Source organism: Pseudidiomarina mangrovi (assembly GCF_003999375.1).
Classification (GTDB): Bacteria; Pseudomonadota; Gammaproteobacteria; order Enterobacterales; family Alteromonadaceae; genus Pseudidiomarina; species Pseudidiomarina mangrovi.
This window is the reverse complement of record NZ_RJLC01000010.1, coordinates 151,557-169,078: the sequence shown is the minus strand read 5'-3', so window position 1 is coordinate 169,078 and position 17,522 is coordinate 151,557. Positions and strand designations below refer to the sequence as shown.

Annotated in this window: 14 protein-coding genes; 4 read left to right on the top strand and 10 right to left on the bottom strand. The window is 51.9% G+C overall.

All coding sequences use genetic code 11. The features are described 5' to 3' along the window. Window positions 1-19: 19 nt before the first annotated feature. Entirely contained in the window at window positions 20-1,732 is a 1,713-nt protein-coding gene (gene olsF, locus EFO84_RS03945; protein WP_127346769.1) for a bifunctional ornithine lipid synthase OlsF, read from the bottom strand. Window positions 1,733-1,926: 194 nt separating this feature from the next. On the opposite strand from olsF, the gene EFO84_RS03940 reads away from it, so the two are divergent. Then, window positions 1,927-3,225, top strand: coding sequence for a dicarboxylate/amino acid:cation symporter (locus EFO84_RS03940; RefSeq protein ID WP_127346768.1), 1,299 nt, complete (start codon window positions 1,927-1,929; stop codon window positions 3,223-3,225). Window positions 3,226-3,257: 32 nt separating this feature from the next. Here EFO84_RS03940 and EFO84_RS03935 read toward each other — a convergent pair whose 3' ends face one another. The 4 genes from EFO84_RS03935 to EFO84_RS03920 form a co-directional block, all read right to left on the bottom strand. Then, window positions 3,258-3,941, bottom strand: a complete 684-nt coding sequence (locus EFO84_RS03935) for a hypothetical protein (RefSeq protein ID WP_127346767.1) — start codon at window positions 3,939-3,941, stop codon at window positions 3,258-3,260. A 4-nt stretch (window positions 3,942-3,945) separates the two neighbouring features. After that, window positions 3,946-4,521, bottom strand: coding sequence for a DNA endonuclease SmrA (smrA, locus tag EFO84_RS03930; RefSeq protein ID WP_127346766.1), 576 nt, complete (start codon window positions 4,519-4,521; stop codon window positions 3,946-3,948). Continuing rightward, complete coding sequence (gene sohB / locus EFO84_RS03925; protein WP_127346765.1) at window positions 4,518-5,513, bottom strand: protease SohB; 996 nt, start codon at window positions 5,511-5,513, stop codon at window positions 4,518-4,520. The genes smrA and sohB overlap by 4 nt, the downstream gene beginning before the upstream one ends. A gap of 102 nt (window positions 5,514-5,615) precedes the next feature. Then, window positions 5,616-7,988 (bottom strand): VolA/Pla-1 family phospholipase, encoded by a 2,373-nt coding sequence (locus tag EFO84_RS03920; RefSeq protein WP_127346764.1) that lies wholly within the window; start codon window positions 7,986-7,988, stop codon window positions 5,616-5,618. Window positions 7,989-8,239: 251 nt separating this feature from the next. Here EFO84_RS03920 and EFO84_RS03915 point away from each other — a divergent pair, with 251 nt between their 5' ends. From EFO84_RS03915 to EFO84_RS03905, 3 genes are read left to right on the top strand one after another with little or no spacing between them, the layout of a single operon-like run. Next, on the top strand, window positions 8,240-8,977 hold the full coding sequence (locus EFO84_RS03915) for a YciK family oxidoreductase (RefSeq protein WP_205701936.1): 738 nt from the start codon (window positions 8,240-8,242) through the stop codon (window positions 8,975-8,977). A gap of 49 nt (window positions 8,978-9,026) precedes the next feature. Beyond that, window positions 9,027-11,225: a heavy metal translocating P-type ATPase gene (locus tag EFO84_RS03910; protein WP_127346762.1), complete on the top strand. Its 2,199-nt coding sequence runs from the start codon at window positions 9,027-9,029 to the stop codon at window positions 11,223-11,225. Between the two features lie 44 nt (window positions 11,226-11,269). Beyond that, window positions 11,270-12,295: a WD40/YVTN/BNR-like repeat-containing protein gene (locus EFO84_RS03905; RefSeq protein WP_127346761.1), complete on the top strand. Its 1,026-nt coding sequence runs from the start codon at window positions 11,270-11,272 to the stop codon at window positions 12,293-12,295. On the opposite strand, the gene EFO84_RS03900 is transcribed toward EFO84_RS03905, so the two are convergent. From EFO84_RS03900 to nqrE, 5 genes are read right to left on the bottom strand one after another with little or no spacing between them, the layout of a single operon-like run. Beyond that, window positions 12,246-14,357, bottom strand: a complete 2,112-nt coding sequence (locus EFO84_RS03900) for an aminotransferase class V-fold PLP-dependent enzyme (protein WP_127346760.1) — start codon at window positions 14,355-14,357, stop codon at window positions 12,246-12,248. The genes EFO84_RS03905 and EFO84_RS03900 overlap by 50 nt on opposite strands. A gap of 30 nt (window positions 14,358-14,387) precedes the next feature. Beyond that, window positions 14,388-14,600: a (Na+)-NQR maturation NqrM gene (gene nqrM, locus EFO84_RS03895; RefSeq protein WP_127346759.1), complete on the bottom strand. Its 213-nt coding sequence runs from the start codon at window positions 14,598-14,600 to the stop codon at window positions 14,388-14,390. Window positions 14,601-14,609: 9 nt separating this feature from the next. Beyond that, the gene (locus EFO84_RS03890) at window positions 14,610-15,635 is read right to left on the bottom strand and encodes an FAD:protein FMN transferase (RefSeq protein ID WP_127346758.1); all 1,026 of its coding nucleotides are present in this window, start codon (window positions 15,633-15,635) and stop codon (window positions 14,610-14,612) included. 6 nt (window positions 15,636-15,641) lie between these two features. Beyond that, window positions 15,642-16,868: an NADH:ubiquinone reductase (Na(+)-transporting) subunit F gene (gene nqrF, locus EFO84_RS03885; RefSeq protein ID WP_127346757.1), complete on the bottom strand. Its 1,227-nt coding sequence runs from the start codon at window positions 16,866-16,868 to the stop codon at window positions 15,642-15,644. Between the two features lie 43 nt (window positions 16,869-16,911). Next, on the bottom strand, window positions 16,912-17,520 hold the full coding sequence (gene nqrE, locus EFO84_RS03880) for an NADH:ubiquinone reductase (Na(+)-transporting) subunit E (RefSeq protein ID WP_127346756.1): 609 nt from the start codon (window positions 17,518-17,520) through the stop codon (window positions 16,912-16,914). Window positions 17,521-17,522 lie beyond the last annotated feature (2 nt).

The window sequence follows — 17,522 nt, the reverse complement described above, 5'->3', positions numbered from 1 at the left end:
GGTAGCGACTTGGCTTTTTTTATGCTGACGAGCCAGCATCAATATAGCGCATTCGCTTACTCGCCTTAAGCTGGGCAATATCAACCATCACCAAGCCATCAATGGCGTCGGCAAAGTCGGCGTCGATATTAAAGGCGAGAAAGCGCACCCCGCCGGGTTCACAGAGATCGGCATATTGTTTGTAAAGCGTCGGTATAGCCACCTGCATACTGGCTAAATACTGTTTTAGACTGGCAAAATCATAGCTGTAGTCGGCACTTGGTGGTGCTAACGGCTGCTGTTCCGCGATATATGGCGTGCGCCCAGCGGCTAACTGCTCAGCATCGACAAAATGCTGGCTAAAAAATTGCACCACGGCGTCTTTTGCCTGTTGCGGTAGCGCACCGCTTAAGGTGACCGGCCCAAATAAATAGCGATAGTTGGGCTGCCGGCGCAGCAGCGCGCCTATACCCTGCCAGAGATATTCCAGACTACGGCGCCCCCAATAGCGGGGTTGCACAAAGCTGCGGCCCAGCTCTAAGCCTTGGCTAAAATACCTATCCATAGCCGGGCTATAACGAAACAGACTATGACTGTAAAGCCCTGCGACGCCATGCTGGGCCAAGATCTCGGCGCAATCACCAAGCCGATAAGCACCGGCTATTTCAAGATCCTGTGGGCTCCATAATAGTAAATGCTGATACCAGGTGTCGTAATTATCTAAATCACGGCGCCGCCCCGTGCCTTCATCAACGGCGCGAAAGGCAATTTCGCGTAACCGCCCCAACTCCCGCAAAATGGTGGAGTTGCCCTGATAGCGATAATGATAAATGTGATGGCCGTCGGCAGTCTCGCCAAGTAATTCGCAGGCTTCGATAGCGCGTTTCAATAATTGCCGCGGTTCGGCGCGAGCAACAGGTCGCTGCGTGCGTAATAAGCCAACCTTATCATGGCCAATACGATACAGGTGTTTACGTACCACGGCGGCAATGTCATGCACTGAGGCAGCATGGTCGCCACCCTGTAATGCGCTGGCAGGTATCACCTCACCAATCCGAAATTTGATATGGCGCTGTTGCTGTTTGAACATCTCTTGCACCAATAACAGCGTACCCAACGGCTTATAAAGCATCGATGCACCGTAAAACAAAGCTGAATTATGGGCGCCAACAAAAATCGGTAATATCGCTGTTTGAGTGCGTTGGGCTAAACGCACAAAACCGCTGTACCACTTGCCATCGCGCACGCCAACCGGGCTCAGCCGTGACACCTCACCAGCGGGAAAGATAATCAATGCACCATCCGCCTCGAGGTGCTGTTGCATGGCGCGAAAACTAGCGCGCTCGCCCTGCTTGCCGAATACCGCCACCGGAATCAGTAATTCCTGCAGCGGTTTTACCGCCATCAGCATATCGTTCGCCAAAACTTTAACGTCGCTGCGCACTTCACTGACCAGTTTCAGCAACGCCAAGCCATCGAGTGAACCAATCGGATGGTTGGCAACAATAATGAGTCGCCCTTGGCTGGCAATATTGTCTTTCTCGGCATCCCGCGCTGAGTAGGTAAAATCGAAGAAATCCAGCACGTGCTCAACAAATTCCAAGCCGTGTAATTGTGGATACTGCGCAGCAAAGGTTTTTATTTGACGCTCGCATAACACACTACGTAACAATACCACCGTAGGCTTGTGCAGCCATGGGTGTTGCTGCAGTTGCGGCATTTTCTGTTGTATCACCTGTTCCACTTGGATCATGGCTGGTCTCCGTTGCTGTTGCTGATAGTGATCACACCACCTCAGCATCACCCTATTGCAACAACATGACCGTGGCATGGCAGTTATATTGCGCTTTTATTGCGCAGTTGAGCGCACAAAACTTTGGCGTTGCAGCAACTTCTGCTAGTCTGTTTGGCATCCGTACTTTCGTTTAACCGCTGGAATCTCGTGAAATGAGCGATAACTCAAAAAAATTAAGCCTCACTACTCGCATTGTCATTGGTATGTTCGCGGGTATTGCCGTGGGCATGCTATTGAAGGTGTTGTTCCCAGATAACCTATTGGTTGAGGGTTACCTGACCAAAGGCTTATTCTTTGTCGTCGGGCAGATTTTTATCAGTGCCCTGCAAATGCTGGTAGTACCGCTGGTATTCGTCAGCTTGGTGGTTGGCACCTGTTCATTGAGCGACCCCAGCAAACTGGGGCGGCTTGGTGGTAAAGCCGTTGGCCTCTACTTGATCACCACCGCCGTAGCTATTTCTATTGCTATTGGCTTTGGCGTGTTAGTGCAACCGGGTGCAGGTATTGAGCTCAGCACTGAGGCATCGTACCAAGCCCAAGCTGCACCATCGCTGGCGCAAGTGATCATCGATTTATTCCCGAAAAACCCGTTTGATGCCTTTGCCGATGGCAACATGCTGCAAGTGATTGTCTTTGCCTTGTTATTTGGTATTGCCATGGCCTTAGTTGGCAAATCAGGTGACCGCTTAAAGGGCTTATTTGAAGACTTCAACGAAGTAATCATGAAGTTAGTCATTATTTTGATGAACTTAGCGCCTTACGGTGTGTTTGCACTAATGGCTAAGCTGTTCACTGAAACCGAGTTTGAGACCATTTATAGCCTTGGCAAATACTTCCTGCTGGTGCTGGGTGTGTTGATTTTGCACGGTGTGGTGACTTACTCCGTGATCTTGAAGTCATTGACTGGGTTAAGCCCAGTGATGTTCCTGCGGAAAATGCGCGAAGTAATGATTTTCGGCTTCTCTACGTCGAGCAGTAATGCCACCATGCCAATCACCCTAGAAACCGTCACCAAACGCTTAGGTGTGCACAATAGCGTGGGTTCGTTCACCGTGCCATTGGGCGCCACCATCAACATGGATGGCACCGCCATCATGCAGGGTGTGGCCACGGTGTTTATTGCCCAAGTATACCTGATTGACCTGACCTTGGCTGATTATGCCATGGTAGTGCTGACCGCTACCCTGGCCTCGGTGGGTACCGCCGGGGTGCCTGGGGTAGGCTTAATTATGCTATCCATGGTGTTGGCGCAGGTTGGCTTGCCGGTTGAAGGCATCGCCCTGATTATCGGCGTAGACCGGCTGTTAGATATGACCCGCACCGCGGTCAACGTGACCGGCGATGCCATGGTATCGATCATTGTGGCGCGCAGTGAAGGCGCCTTTGACGAGAACGTCTTTAATAACCCGAATGCTGATGTCGCCGAGCGTGATATCGCCGATAAGCTGTAACGCCGAGGGTTGCGACGATGGCTGAGGCACGCCTAGCGCGCCTCACGCCACATAAATTGCAGTAATCGTGGCGTATCCAATACCACCTCACCCTGCTCGCCGGCCATCACTTGCTCTAAAATCGGCAGTAATACCTGCAAAATATAGCTATTAACGGCGCCATTCTGCGGTAGTTTGGGGAGCTGCAACGAGGGCAAACGCACACTCATAATCGCCCGCCCCTGATCGAATAAATTCACCACCACATTGTTCAGTTGCACCTGCTCGAGTTGCCACACTAACTGCATGGATGCTGGTTGTGCGGTTGGCTTACGTAACTGCTCCAACATGCTATGCAAGTTGGACTGCCCCTTACCGAAGTAGGCGATGGTCAACTGACTATCCTGTACTGTCATGCTGGTGAGCTTTATTTGCTGCTTTAAGGCCGATTGCCACTCCCCCGCCACCATGATACTACCAGCCTGTAATACTTCATTGAGGCCGTCATCAAGCTGCTTTAAGGCGGTGGTAACGCGTACCTCGGTGGCACTGACCTGCGGTTTGCTGAGATCCAGGGTAAAGCTCTGATAACTCATTTTGGCATTCAAGCTACGCTGTACATGCTCAGTAACCACTGTGCCAACGCGCGCCGACAATGGGTCATTCCACGCCAAGGTGCTAGCGCTCGCAGCTATCCCGGTTGCCACCAGCGCGGCCATAAGACTAATACGAAACATACGCTTACCGCCGTTGATGAAGTTCGCGATTGTGCTGCTTCTGTTCGGCATTCTTTTTTAGCAGCACATACAAGGAGCCAGCACCACCGTGCTGACGCTGGCTGCTATGAAAAGCCATCACCGGCTCCATTTGTTGCAGCCATTTATTGACATAACTTTTCAATAGCGCTGGGTGTGGTTTGGAAAATTTCCCCATACCGTGCACTACTAGGGCACTGCGCACGCCGCGTTTGTGGCACAGGTTAATAAACTCAAATAAGGCTTTACGCGCTTGTCGTAACGAATGATTGTGCAAGTCGAGGGTGGCTTCGAGTTCGTACTGGCCCAAGCGCATCCGCTTATGCACGCCATGCTGCACGCCATCGCGACGATAGTCGAGCACTTGGTCTGGCTGCACGAACTCAACGAACTCCATCGACAGGTAGTTGATGTCGTCAGCCAGCTGCTGCTCGGCCGCTTGACGACGCTGCAGTTGCGCCAAGGTTGGCGCGAACTCAGTACGGGTGTCGGCAATATCGGCGTTATCAATCGGCTTAACGCCCGACATTTCTCGCCGAAACAGCTCAAATTCATCACTCATTTCTGCACAAACTCTCGCAAACTGGTCAGCACCGCGCTGACATGTCTACCAATACGCTCACCCAATGGTTTTTTGTTCACATAGCGCAAGGCAAAGATCTGATAACTCTCGGCTTGCTCCAATAACCAGGCGTCACTGGTTTGCAGTTTATCCAGCAAGCCCAGCTCAATGGCTTGCTGTGCGGTCCAGAATTCACCGGTAGCAACCCGCTCCAGCTCAAGTTGCGGCCGATACTGGCTAATATGCGCTTTAAATTGCTGATGAATTGACTCTAAATCTTGCTTGAACTTGTGGCGGCCAGCATCGGTATTTTCACCAAACAGCGTTAATGTGCGCTTATATTCGCCGGCGGTAATCTGCTCAAAATCAACCTTATGCTTCTTCAAAAAGCGGTTGAAGTTAGGCATTTGTGCTACTACACCAATGGAGCCGACAATGGCAAACGGTGCCGCCACCAATTGATGGGCCACACAAGCCATCATGTAACCACCGCTGGCGGCCACCCGGTCCACACATACTGTCAGCTGTAGCTTGGCATCACGCAAGCGCTGTAATTGTGCCGCTCCCAAGCCATAGCCATTGACCGTGCCCCCACCGCTTTCTAAGCGCACCAACACCTGATCATCGGCTTGGGCCGTGGCGATAATGGCGGTGACTTCGCGGCTCAGCGCATCAACTTCTTTGGCTTCCATACCACCAACAAAATCGAGTACAAATAGTCGCGGTAGTTCAGCCTGCTGCTGATGCTGCCGTTTGGCCTGTTGCTTTTCGACTTTAGCGGCCTTTTTGGCAGCCTTTTTATCAAGCATTTTCAGCTTCAGCCGCGCCACTGTTTGACGCAGGCTGGCAGACAGATTATCTAACTGTAATTCACCTTTTTCACTTTTCTGCCGCTGCGCCGCGTTGGCAATGGTACCGACCACCAACATAATGGCAAATACGATAATGGCGGCCTTCGCCACAAATTCTAGCAGATTCCATAGCAGTTCCATGACAACTCCTTACAGCGCTTGGTGACCTCATTAAGTCACTTAGTTTAGCAAATAAAAAAGGCCGACAAGCGGCCTTTTTTGCGAGCAGATGTAAGCAACTACTTAGTTACACAATACCGCGGTATTGGTAATTGGTAAGGCAGTCGCGTCGGTGGTGAACCAGCCGGCGGTTTGTAACTGCATTTCCATAGTCGCAGCAACTGATGCTGCAGGGCTTACGATAGAGCCGTGGTCGCCCTCACAGAAGCGCACTGCACCAGAAATTTTAGCACCATCAACACTGGCCGTAGTTTGCGTGCGGTTCGGCAATGCTAAACCAGCAATCAATGGCTCAGTACCAGCTAACGGCTTACCTTCAACGGTGTTTGGCACCACTAGGTCTGGTACAACTTCAATCAGGTGCACTGGGCTACCGGTGGAAACCACCCGAGCCGCGTAGTTGATTGGGTCGGCCGAGTCGATAACGGTTTGCGCAGCGAAGGCGAATTGTTCAAACACGCCATTGATCTGTGCCACCGTTGCTGGCGTTGCTGAGGCCATAAACTGGGTGTACACCGAGCCCAACAGCGTTTCAAAGGCTGCGGTGCCTGGTTGCACTTGCGCGTTCGCCGCAGCATCGTTTACCGCAGCAGCAAAGGTGCTGTTAGCGGCATACAACAATTGGCTCTTAATGGTGGTGCCAAAAGCCGGTGACGCTAACAAGAAGTTAGCAATACTCTGACCTGGCGCCATTAAGGTACTGGCGCGTACGTTAAACAAGCCTGATGCTGGCGCTAATGCACCACTCATAGGCGAGTTCGCCATAGCCGTGAACGGCGTACCAGCGATAGCACCTAATGAGTGACCAACAAAGTACACACGCGTACCATCAATTGGTGCACCTTGGGCGGCATTTAAGCTTAAACGCAAGCCCAACATGTCAGAAATCGACTGACGAATGTTGTCCCGTGCGGTCAGCAAACTACCTAAGTTCATGTAGGCTGTAGCACTACCGGTTGAGGCGTTAATTGCGCCAAAACCACGGTCACCATGCAATGGATGATCCATCGCTACAACGGCGAAACCAGCAACCGACAAGCTACCAGCAATGCCAAGTGCGTTGGTTTTGTTACCAGTGATACCGTGTTGGAAGATCACCACTGGCCAACCGCTAGCTGGCATAGTAATTGGCGCTAAACCTTGTACTGCACGCACTTGGTTGACCGCCGCTTCATTCGGTACCGACATGATGACCGGCACGTTAGCTTGGGTCACCACAGCTGGGATTGGGTTGTACTTAGTTAAATGACGCTCGTTATCGATACCAGGGAAGTCGTAACAGTTGTTCGGTGGTAACAACAGCGCTGGATTGGTCAATGCTGCTGGATCAATACCCGCTGTTGCTGGGTTGAGCGCACCGGCCGCAATAGCACCTAAAATAGAGGCTGGGCTGTCACAGGCCGCAGTCCAACGACCGTTAATAGGCGCGGTTGGGTTTTCTGCTGTTGGCACTGGCGAGAAGTATGGCAGTGTCACCGAGCCTTGATAGAACGCTGCAGTGCTTGCTGCCGCATAGGCTGGATTCATTGGGTCAGCAGGTAACTGGCCGGCATTGACCAACACATCGGCGACGGTCAAGCCAGTAGCTTGGGCGCCTAACGCTGGCGTACCGCTGCTGCTGAACTGCTGCACCATCAAGCCTTTAATGGCTTGGAACACATCTTCCACTGACTGCGTGGTAAAGCTTGAGGTGTAAATAATACGATCTTTGTTGATACCGAACGCTTGTAACGCGTTTTCATGCGAGTTGATCAAGCTCTGCAGACCTAATGCTGATGCATCGGCAGAAATTGGGAAGGTCGCTGGGTCGCGCTTCATTAAACCGTAAGTCTGTGATGGCAACACATTGCGGCCCAAGGTATCGCGAATGTTATCGGTCAGCACCGCCACGTAACCCGTTTTGGCTTTCCATGGTTTCAATGGAATTACGGCGACGCCGCTACCGCTGGTGGCGCGGACAATAAAGTCAGTGCCATGAACAAGTTCGCCGACCACCGCACAGGTAGCCGCTGGGCTGGCTGACGCACAAGCTGGGCTGACTGCTGAGCCACCCATGATAGTTTCAAATACGCGAATTGAACCTTGAGCTTCTAACGAAGCCGAAGTCACGGTGACTTGATTGCCACTTGCATCAACAGGCAACGAGAAGTTGAAGGTCAAGGTCGAATGCGTGCCCCAACCGTCAAGGCCGTTAATCGCTACTTGTGGGTTGGTGTTGTCATTCGGGTTAGCAACTGGAATATTCAAGGTGCCGTCGACAGTGCCACCCAACAGAATGTTTGTCGGTACCGGGACTGCACCGGCTGATGGATCAAATAGTACCCGCGTAGCGTTTACTTGGGTTTGCACTTCGGTGACTGGCGCATCGTCACCACTGCCACCGCAGCCCACTAAGAGCGCGCTGCTGATTGCTGTTACTAGCAAAAGTTTTTTCATGAGGCTTCCCCAATCCTTATTCGTGTTGTTATGTAGTGAGCACCTGCAGATGCTTTTTATTCGTGTAGCCCTATCATCACCTTTTCTAACTGGTAGGACAAGAGCCGTTGTTAACAAAATTTTATACACCGAGCGTAGCAAACTTGAAAGTATTTTTGCGGTTTTTTATCGCCTATTGCTGAGAAACCACCGAAAAACCAGTACACTTGCGCTTAATCATTCGTTCTCAGTGTAAGCCTAAAATGACCACAATGCACAACTACCCTATTTCAAGTACCAGCTTAGCTGGAAAAATCATTCTCGTCACCGGTGCCGGCGACGGCATTGGCAAGCAAGCTGCACTGACCTATGCCGCCGCGGGTGCAACGGTGATCTTGCTCGGCCGCACGGTCAAGAAACTCGAAGCGGTTTACGACCTGATTGTTGCTGCTGGCGGCCCCGAGCCAGCCATTGTGCCATTGGATATGAAAGGTGCCACGCGTAGCCACTATCAAGCCATGTGCAGCACTATTAGTGAGCAATTTGGTCGGCTAGATGGCTTATTACAGAATGCTAGTATACTGGGCGTGTTATCACCCTTTGAGCATATCGACCTTGATAGTTGGAATGACATCATGCAGGTCAACGTCACGGCGCAGTTTGTCATGACCCAAGCGCTCATGCCGGCGCTGAAAAAGGCTGAGCAGGCTAGTATTGTGTTTACCTCATCAGGCGTTGGTCGCAAAGGCAAAGCCTTTTGGGGCCCTTATGCGGTCAGCAAGTTTGCCACTGAGGGCTTAGCCCAAGTCATGGCTGACGAGTACGCTGGCACCAACATTCGCGTTAACGTGATCAACCCGGGCGCAACCCGCACCGCTATGCGCTCCAAAGCTTACCCAGCCGAAGATGCCAGTAAACTAAAAACACCAACAGATTTAATGCCACTCTATGTTTATTTGATGAGTGATGACGCGATTGCTGTAAATGGGCAATCGTTAAACGCGCAGTAAGCTCCAATAGTACTGCGCCCGTAACTAAATCGTTAGTGAGGAGTGCTGTATGACCATGCAATTGCAACTGCAGGGAATGAGCTGTGCGGGGTGCGCGCGCAGTATCGAAAAAGCGTTACTGCAAGTACCTGGGGTGGAGCGCGTTGAGGTTAATTTTGCCACTGAAATAGCGGCTGTTAATGGCACTAATCTGCATCCCCAAGAACTCATCGCTGCAGTAACCAGCGCCGGCTATCAAGCTAGTTTGCTATCGACATCGAGTGATACCAGTAGTGCACAAGATGCCCATCAGCAGAAACAATTCCTTCAATTCGTTATCGCCGCACTGTTATCAGCACCATTACTCTATACCATGGTTGGTCACTTCAGCTGGACCAGCGCTATGCCGATGCCGGCTTGGTTGATGAACCCTTGGTGGCAACTGGCGCTGGCAACCCCGGTACAATTCATTATTGGCGCACAATTTTACTGGGGCAGTTGGCTGGCCATCAAGAATCGTGCCGCCAGTATGGATGTGCTGGTCGCTTTAGGTACCTCGGCAGCCTATGGTTACAGCCTGTACCTAATGCTGACGGATCCGCACGCCGCGCATGATGGGCTGTACTTCGAAACGAGCGCAGTATTAATCACCTTAATTGTGCTGGGTAAATGGCTGGAGGCGCGGGCCAAAGGCCAAGCCTCGGCAGCGCTGCAGCAACTGCTACAACTGCAACCACCCACCGCAGCGCTCGAGCAGCCTGATGGCAGCATACTTGCTGTGCCATCCAGTAGCGTGCCGGTTGGCGCTGTAGTCCAGGTCAAGCCTGGCCAAGCTGTCCCGCTAGACGGCGAGGTCATAGAGGGCCACAGCGCCGTCAATGAAGCGATGTTAACCGGCGAAAGCCTACCCATTGAGAAGTCTGTGAATGACTCAGTGTTATCGGGCACCTTTAATCATGATGGTTTTTTGCGCATTCGGGTTACCTCCCGAACGACACACAGTGCATTGGCTCGTATTGTTGCGATTGTCCGTGCCGCCCAGCAATCGAAGGCGCCTATACAACGCTTAGCCGACCGGGTTGCTGCGGTATTTGTTCCGGTGGTGCTGGTTATTGCTCTGCTAACTGGGGTTGCCTGGTGGTTATGGTGGCAGCCCGGTGATGCACGAAGCGCGCTAGAAGCTGTGGTAGCGGTATTAGTTATAGCCTGCCCCTGTGCGCTGGGTTTAGCCACACCGACCTCGATTTTGGCTGGCAGCGGTCGCGCGGCGCAATTTGGCATGCTATTTAAAGACAGTGCGAGTATCGAGCAAGCGGCACAAATTGATACCGTGTTGCTCGATAAAACCGGTACCCTGACCTTCGGCCAGCCACAACTCACGGATCAGCTCTATAGCGATGATACCGACCAAGCCGCTCTGAACGCTATCATTGTTGCCCTGGAACAGCGCTCCGAGCACCCACTAGCACAAGCCATTGTACGTGGTCTCAACAGCACAGCGAGCGCGCCTGCATTAACCGACTTCAAGGCGTTAACTGGTCGCGGCGTGATGGCTTCTATCAGTTACCCGCAACAACCCGCAACAGTGCTTATTGGTACGCGGCGTTTGCTGCAGGAGCACACTATTGCTATCGATAGTTGGCAACAGCGTATTGAAAAGCTTGAAAGTCAAGGCAAAACCGTCATGCTGGTGGCAGTTGAGCAGCAACTCGTTGCCGTGCTCGCGGTCGCCGATCAACTGCGCCCCGAAGCCAAATCAACCATTGCTGCCTTGCAACAACAAGGCAAACAGGTGGCGATAGTCAGCGGCGATAATCAACGCACGGTAGCCAGTATCGCTAGCCAACTTGGTATCGATGAATTTTATGCTGAAATTTTGCCTGAGAAAAAAGCCGGTATTGTCAGTACGCTCCAGCAGCAAGGTCGCCGGGTGGCGATGGTTGGTGACGGTGTCAATGACGCTCCAGCTCTTGCCACCGCCGACTTGGGAATTGCCATGGGCAGTGGCGCTGATGTGGCCTTAGAAACAGCGCGTGTTGCGCTATTAACCAATGACTTATCACGACTGATTCATTGCTTCGCACTGAGCGCCGCAACAGTTGCCAATATTCGACAAAACTTATTCTGGGCCTTTGCGTATAACAGCTTAGGAATTCCGATTGCTGCAGCAGGTTTGCTCGCTCCATGGTTAGCGGGAGCCGCTATGGCCCTTAGTTCGGTTTCAGTGGTGCTTAACGCGCTGCGGCTACAACGCTGGCAGCCGCGCTAAGCTTCCGTTACACTCGAACTCCTTGCTAATGACTGAGAGAGTTTATGTTGGCTAATACGGTTATTGCGAATGCGCTGCTAGCAAGTGCTATTAGCGTTACTCCGCTTGAGAGTCCGGCGGATATCCATTGGATTGGCGTTAGCGCGCCGAGTGCCGAGGTGGTCTGGATCAGCGGCTCAAATGCCACCATTGGTCGTAGTCTTGATGGCGGTAGCAGCTGGGAGTATTTCAACCCAGTCAACCAAGCGCTGGAGTTTCGTGATATCAAAGCACTTGATAGCGACCATGCCTACGCACTCAGTATCGGCACCAATGGCGACTCACGTATTTACTACACGGCCAATGGCGGACAAAGTTGGCAATTGCGTTATCGTGCTGGTGGCACGCAATTCCTCAATTGTATGGATATGGCGCCAAACGGCGAAGCTTGGGTGTACGGTGATAGCAGCGAGAGTAACTGGGAAATGATTCGCGGGGCTGATGGCCGTAATTGGCTGAGTGCGCGCAATGCCGTTGACAACAAACCGCTCGCCGGCGAAGGCGGTTTTGCTGCCAGTGGCGGTTGTGTGCGCTTTGCCAACGACAGTTGGGCAATTGGTACCGGCAATGCCAGCACTGCACGACTGTTACTGAAACGCGCCACCGGCATTCGCTTTAAAACCATCGACACCCCCATGCCGGCAGGGCCTAATGCCGGTATTACCAGTGTTTGGCCATTAGCGGCTGACCACGTATTACTAGCCGGCGGTGACCTGCAACATGCTGAGGCACGGCCACGCTTAATGGAATATCGCAACGAGCAATTTACCGCTCTTTCGGAGCCACCCCTCGATGGAGCGCTCTACAGCCTCACTCTACTACCGGATCAACAAGGCCTGCTGGTCAGTAACCCCAGCGGTGCGGCATTGCTGGCCAAACGAGAGGGTGAGTGGCAGAGCCTCTCGGCAGCCAACGTGTGGAATAGCGCATGTGCTGCGGAAGTCTGTTATTTAGTTGGTAAAGATGGCTATCTCGCGCGCTTTAATTGGCGAGCAACGTCAACCCGCCAATCAATTGACGTACTTGAGTAAAACCATGACGGTGCAGCACCCGTGCTGCCACCGCGCTGCGTTGGCCGCTGCGACAAATGCATAAAATGGGGCGATGTTGCAGCTGCTCACGGTGACTATAAATAAACTGCGCCAACCGTGTGAGCGGCACATTGATCACCTCAGCCTTGACCGGTAGCGGCGTGACTTCATGCTCTTGCTGTTCGCGCACGTCAATCACTAAGGTATTACTACCATCAAGCCAGTCGGTATCCGCTTCTGGGATCACATCATCAAGGTTGCACTCGGCACAGCCATCGGCCAGCTCGCAGGGTTTACGTACCAAGCTAAAGTCATCGTCAATGCTACTACACAGCAAGCTGTGTTCATGCACCATCGGCAAGATAACTGCGGCATTTTCTTGTTCACCAATAAAGGCAAAATCGACCCGCAATTGCTCGGCGCTGCTATTTGGCAACGGTGAACTGAGTAAATACACCGGCTGCCGGCTACCGACCCGAAATAGCCGCCGATCACCGATACTTAAACAACCATGCACCGGCACGGTACAATCTATCGGCGCTGGGCAAACGGTGGGAACTTCCAGTGGCCAACCGACCGCATCACGGGCCGCACCACAACCACTGGCACAGAGTAACTGCGCTAACATGGCCGCTGGGCTTTGGCTATCGTGCGGTTCGGTGGTCAGTACGGCGCGCACCCGATAATGCTGACATTGCACCAGCCGCTCAATCCGCTCAGCTAATTCTGGTAATGGGTCAATCACCACTAGTTGCCGGGCGGCTTTATCGATAATCAAATAGCAGCAGCGGTTATCAAAGCGCAGTTGCACCACACCATCGAGGTCACTATCAATGTCTTCATTGGTATCCGCCAGCAGTAAACACGAATGACGCAGCGCGCTAGCGGCGTGCTGAATACGTTCACAAGCAGCGTTAATGGTGGCTTGGCTGGTGGCTGGGCCAAACGATAAGCGAATAGCAGATTGTGAGCGCCAGGCGGCCAAGTCCATGGCATCGAGCACAAAGCTGCGGGGTACTTTTGAGCTGCAGGCCGAGCCCGAACTAATGCGAATATTGGCCGCGTCGAACACATCCATAATGTCGCGCGACGGCACACCGCGCACCGAGAAGTTTAACGTAGTCGGTACACTCAAGGCTAAGTCGTGATTCAATTCTAACGTTGGAAACACCCGCCGTAACACGGTCAGCAACTGATCACGATAGCCACTCAAGGTGGCATGATCATGAAATACCGCTTGCTGCTTATCCAGTAACAATTCAAATAACGTATGCAGCGCAGCAATGCCGGGCAGGTTTTCGGTACCTGAGCGCAGCCCCTGCTCTTGGCCACCGCCAATAATCAGCGGGGTAAATGGGCTACCGGCACGCACATACAAAAAGCCGATACCCTTTGGCGCATAAAGTTTATGCCCACTAAAAGGCGCGTAATCAATACTGGTACGAGCCAGTTGCAGCGCTTGCTTACCCAACGCTTGCACACAATCGACCATCCACGGCACACTGGCATTGTGCTGACGAATAACCTGCTCTAATGCAGCCAAATCTTGCCCCACGCCGGTCTCGTTGTTCACCGCCATAGTACAAATCATCAGCGCATCGGCGACATGGTCGGCAATGAACTGCTGATCCAGTAAGCCGTTGTGGTCCACCGGAATCGCCTTTAACTCAGCATTGACGCCGAGTAAGCGATTCCAATGTTCCAGCGCCTGCGGCACGGCTTTGTGTTCGGTCGCTCCGTACAGCAGGTAGCGACCGGTAGTGTGCTGCTGTCGGGCCGCACTTAAGGCTGACAACACTGCGGTTTGAATACCCTCGGTGGCACCACTGGTAAACACCACGTGGCCTTTTTCGGCACCAATGACTTGGCGTGCTAAACGCCGGGTATTATCGAGAATGTAGCGGGCTTGTAAGCCGGTGATATGACTACTGGACGGATTGCCAAACACTTGTTCCATAACGTGTTCAACCGCTTGGGCAATATGCGGCAGAACCGGGGTGGTGGCGTTGCAGTCCAAATAGATTTCCGCGGTATGCGGTCGAATATGAACAGGCGTTACCACCGACACTCCCCCTTTTATAAACTGTGTGCGTTACTGAATACGATTATCGAGCCACTGTTGCTGCTTGGCCATACGCTTTTTCTTATCATCGCAGGGTTCGGCACAATCGCAAGCCTTTTCCATACCCAAGGATGAAATGCCACCGCAACTACCAGAAATCGATTTACGTTGTACGATAAAACCAATCGCCATAGCCAATACGACAATAAGAAATATGGCAAATACTGCTAAAAATAAGCCCATGGTCAACTCCTATTGGCTCAAATACGGTGCAAACGCACTACTGCTATGCTCTTTAAAGCCATCAACTTCGCGGGTAATCAGTAACACCGCCAATTGTTTTTGCTCAGCAAACTCAAGCGCGCGCTGCGGCCCCATCACCGTCAACGCGGTAGCATAAGCATCGGCGTCCATACAGGTGTCGGTAATAACTGTTACTGAGACCAGATTATGCTGAATAGGTTTACCGGTATGCGGGTCAATGATGTGGGAAAAGCGCACGCCATCGTGCTCATAGTAATTACGATAATCACCTGATGTCGCTACGGCGGCATCACCGAGTTCAATCACTCGCTGCACCGAACGCTCGGTAGATATTGGCTTTTCAATAGCAATACGCCACGGCTCATCACCGGGCTTACTGCCCTTCATGCGCATTTCGCCGCCAATTTCGACCAGATAGTTTTGAATCTCGAGCTGCTCCAGTACCAGCGCCACGCGGTCTACGCCATAGCCTTTCGCAATGGTAGATAAGTCGACATAGAGCTCGGGAACTTGCTTGCTCATTTGATGATTATCGATCTGCAGCATGTGATAACCCACGCGCTGCCGAATTGCGCTTAATTCAGCCTCGCTCGGCACTTGCTCAGGGCGAGCCTGTGGCCCGAAGCCCCAGAGATTAACTAATGGACCGACGGTGACATCGAGCGCGCCATCACTTTCTTCGGCAATCTCTAATGCCCGCCGCACCACCTGCTCTAAGGCCCGTGAAATCACCACTGGGGTGGTTTGCGGGCGCTGATTAAAGCGTGATAGCTCCGATTCAGGGTCGTAAGTGGACATTTGCGCGTTGACCTGCACCAACACTGCATCTACCGCCTCTTTGACGCGTTCCGGATTATGTCGCGGATTAGCCGATACATAGCGCACATGGTAAGTAGTACCCATGGTCTCGCCACTAATGGCCAGTTGCTGGGGTGCGTGTGTGCATGAAACGAAAAAGGCTAGCCCCAGCAGGGCTAGCCAAATTCGAAACAGCGATTTCAGCTTCGCTATCATCTCTACTTAACCACCAAAGTCGTCCAGCATGATGTTTTCATCTTCAACGCCTAAGTCTTTCAGCATTTTGATCACCGCAGCGTTCATCATCGGTGGTCCACACATGTAGAACTCACAGTCTTCTGGCGCTGGGTGGTTCTTCAGGTAGTTCTCCAACAACACGTTGTGGATAAACCCTGTGTAACCTTCCCAGTTATCTTCTGGCTGCGGATCGGACAAGGCAACATGCCATTCAAAGTTGTCGTTCTCATTGGCAAGCATGTCGAAATCTTCAACATAGAACATTTCTTTCTTCGACCGCGCACCGTACCAGAAGCTCATCTTACGGTTAGTTTTGATGCGGCGTAATTGGTCAAAAATATGTGAACGCATTGGCGCCATACCTGCACCACCGCCAACAAACACCATCTCTGCTTCAGTTTCTTTGGCGAAGAACTCACCAAATGGGCCTGAAATAGTGACTTTGTCGCCTGGCTTCAAGCTGAAGATGTACGATGACATCTTACCGGCTGGCAAGCTCAAGTCTTTCGGCGGTGGCGTAGCAATACGCACGTTCAACATAACAATGCCGTACTCTTCTGGGTAGTTCGCCATAGAGTATGCACGAATAGTTTCGTCATCGACTTTTGATTCAATGTTGAAGAAGCCAAAACGCTCCCAATCACCACGGAATTTCTCTTCGATATCAAAGTCTTTATATTTAACGTGATGCGGTGGTGCCTCAATCTGAATATAACCACCAGCACGGAATGGCACCACTTCGCCTTCTGGCAACTGCACCACGAACTCTTTGATGAAGGTAGCAACGTTGTGGTTCGACTTAACCGTACAATCCCACTTACGAATACCGAACACTTCTTCTTCAAGTTCAATTTTCATGTTCTGTTTGACGTTCACTTGGCACGACAAACGGCAGCCTTCACGGGCTTCTTTACGGTTGATGTGATCGCGCTCAGTAGGCAGGATTTCACCGCCACCTTCGCTCACATGCACCCGACATTGACCACAAGTACCACCACCGCCGCAAGCTGATGACACGAAAATGCCTGAGTTGGCTAACGCGTTTAATAGCTTGGTACCCGGCTGGGTAGTAATTTTCTTGCTTGGGTCGTCATTAATTAAAATTTCCACATCACCCTGAGGCACCAATTTTGATTTTGCGACCATAATCACAGCAACCAAAATCAGTACAATCACGGTAAACATGCCTACGCCAAGAATGACCTCTTGCATCGACTCGTACCTCTCGTTAAATCGTTACGACCGTTACCGGTACTTACAGGGATACGCCAGAGAATGACATAAAGCCCAACCCAATTAGGCCTACCGAGATAAAGGTAATGCCCAAGCCACGTAAACCATCCGGTACATCGGCGTATTTCAGCTTCTCGCGCACCGCTGCCAAAGCAACGATGGCCAGTGCCCAACCAATACCGCTACCAATCCCGTAGACCACCGACTCGCCGAAGCTATAGTCGCGTTCCACCATGAAGGCCACGCCACCGAAAATGGCACAGTTCACGGTAATCAACGGTAGGAAGATACCCAACGCGTTATAAAGCGCCGGGAAGAACTTATCCAAAGTCATCTCGAGGATCTGAACTAACGCCGCGATAACGCCGATAAAGGTCAAGAATCGCAAGAAACTCAGGTCAGCATCGGCAAAGCCAGCCCAAGCCAGCGCACCAGGTGCCAAAATATTGTGATACACGATGTTGTTGACCGGTACTGAGATACCCAATACCACGATAACCGCTACGCCCAAACCGAACGCGGTGGTTACTTTTTTCGATACCGCCAAGAACGTACACATGCCTAAGAAGAACGACAGTGCCAAGTTCTCAACAAAAATCGCTTTAATAAATAAGCTGATATAAGCTTCCATGA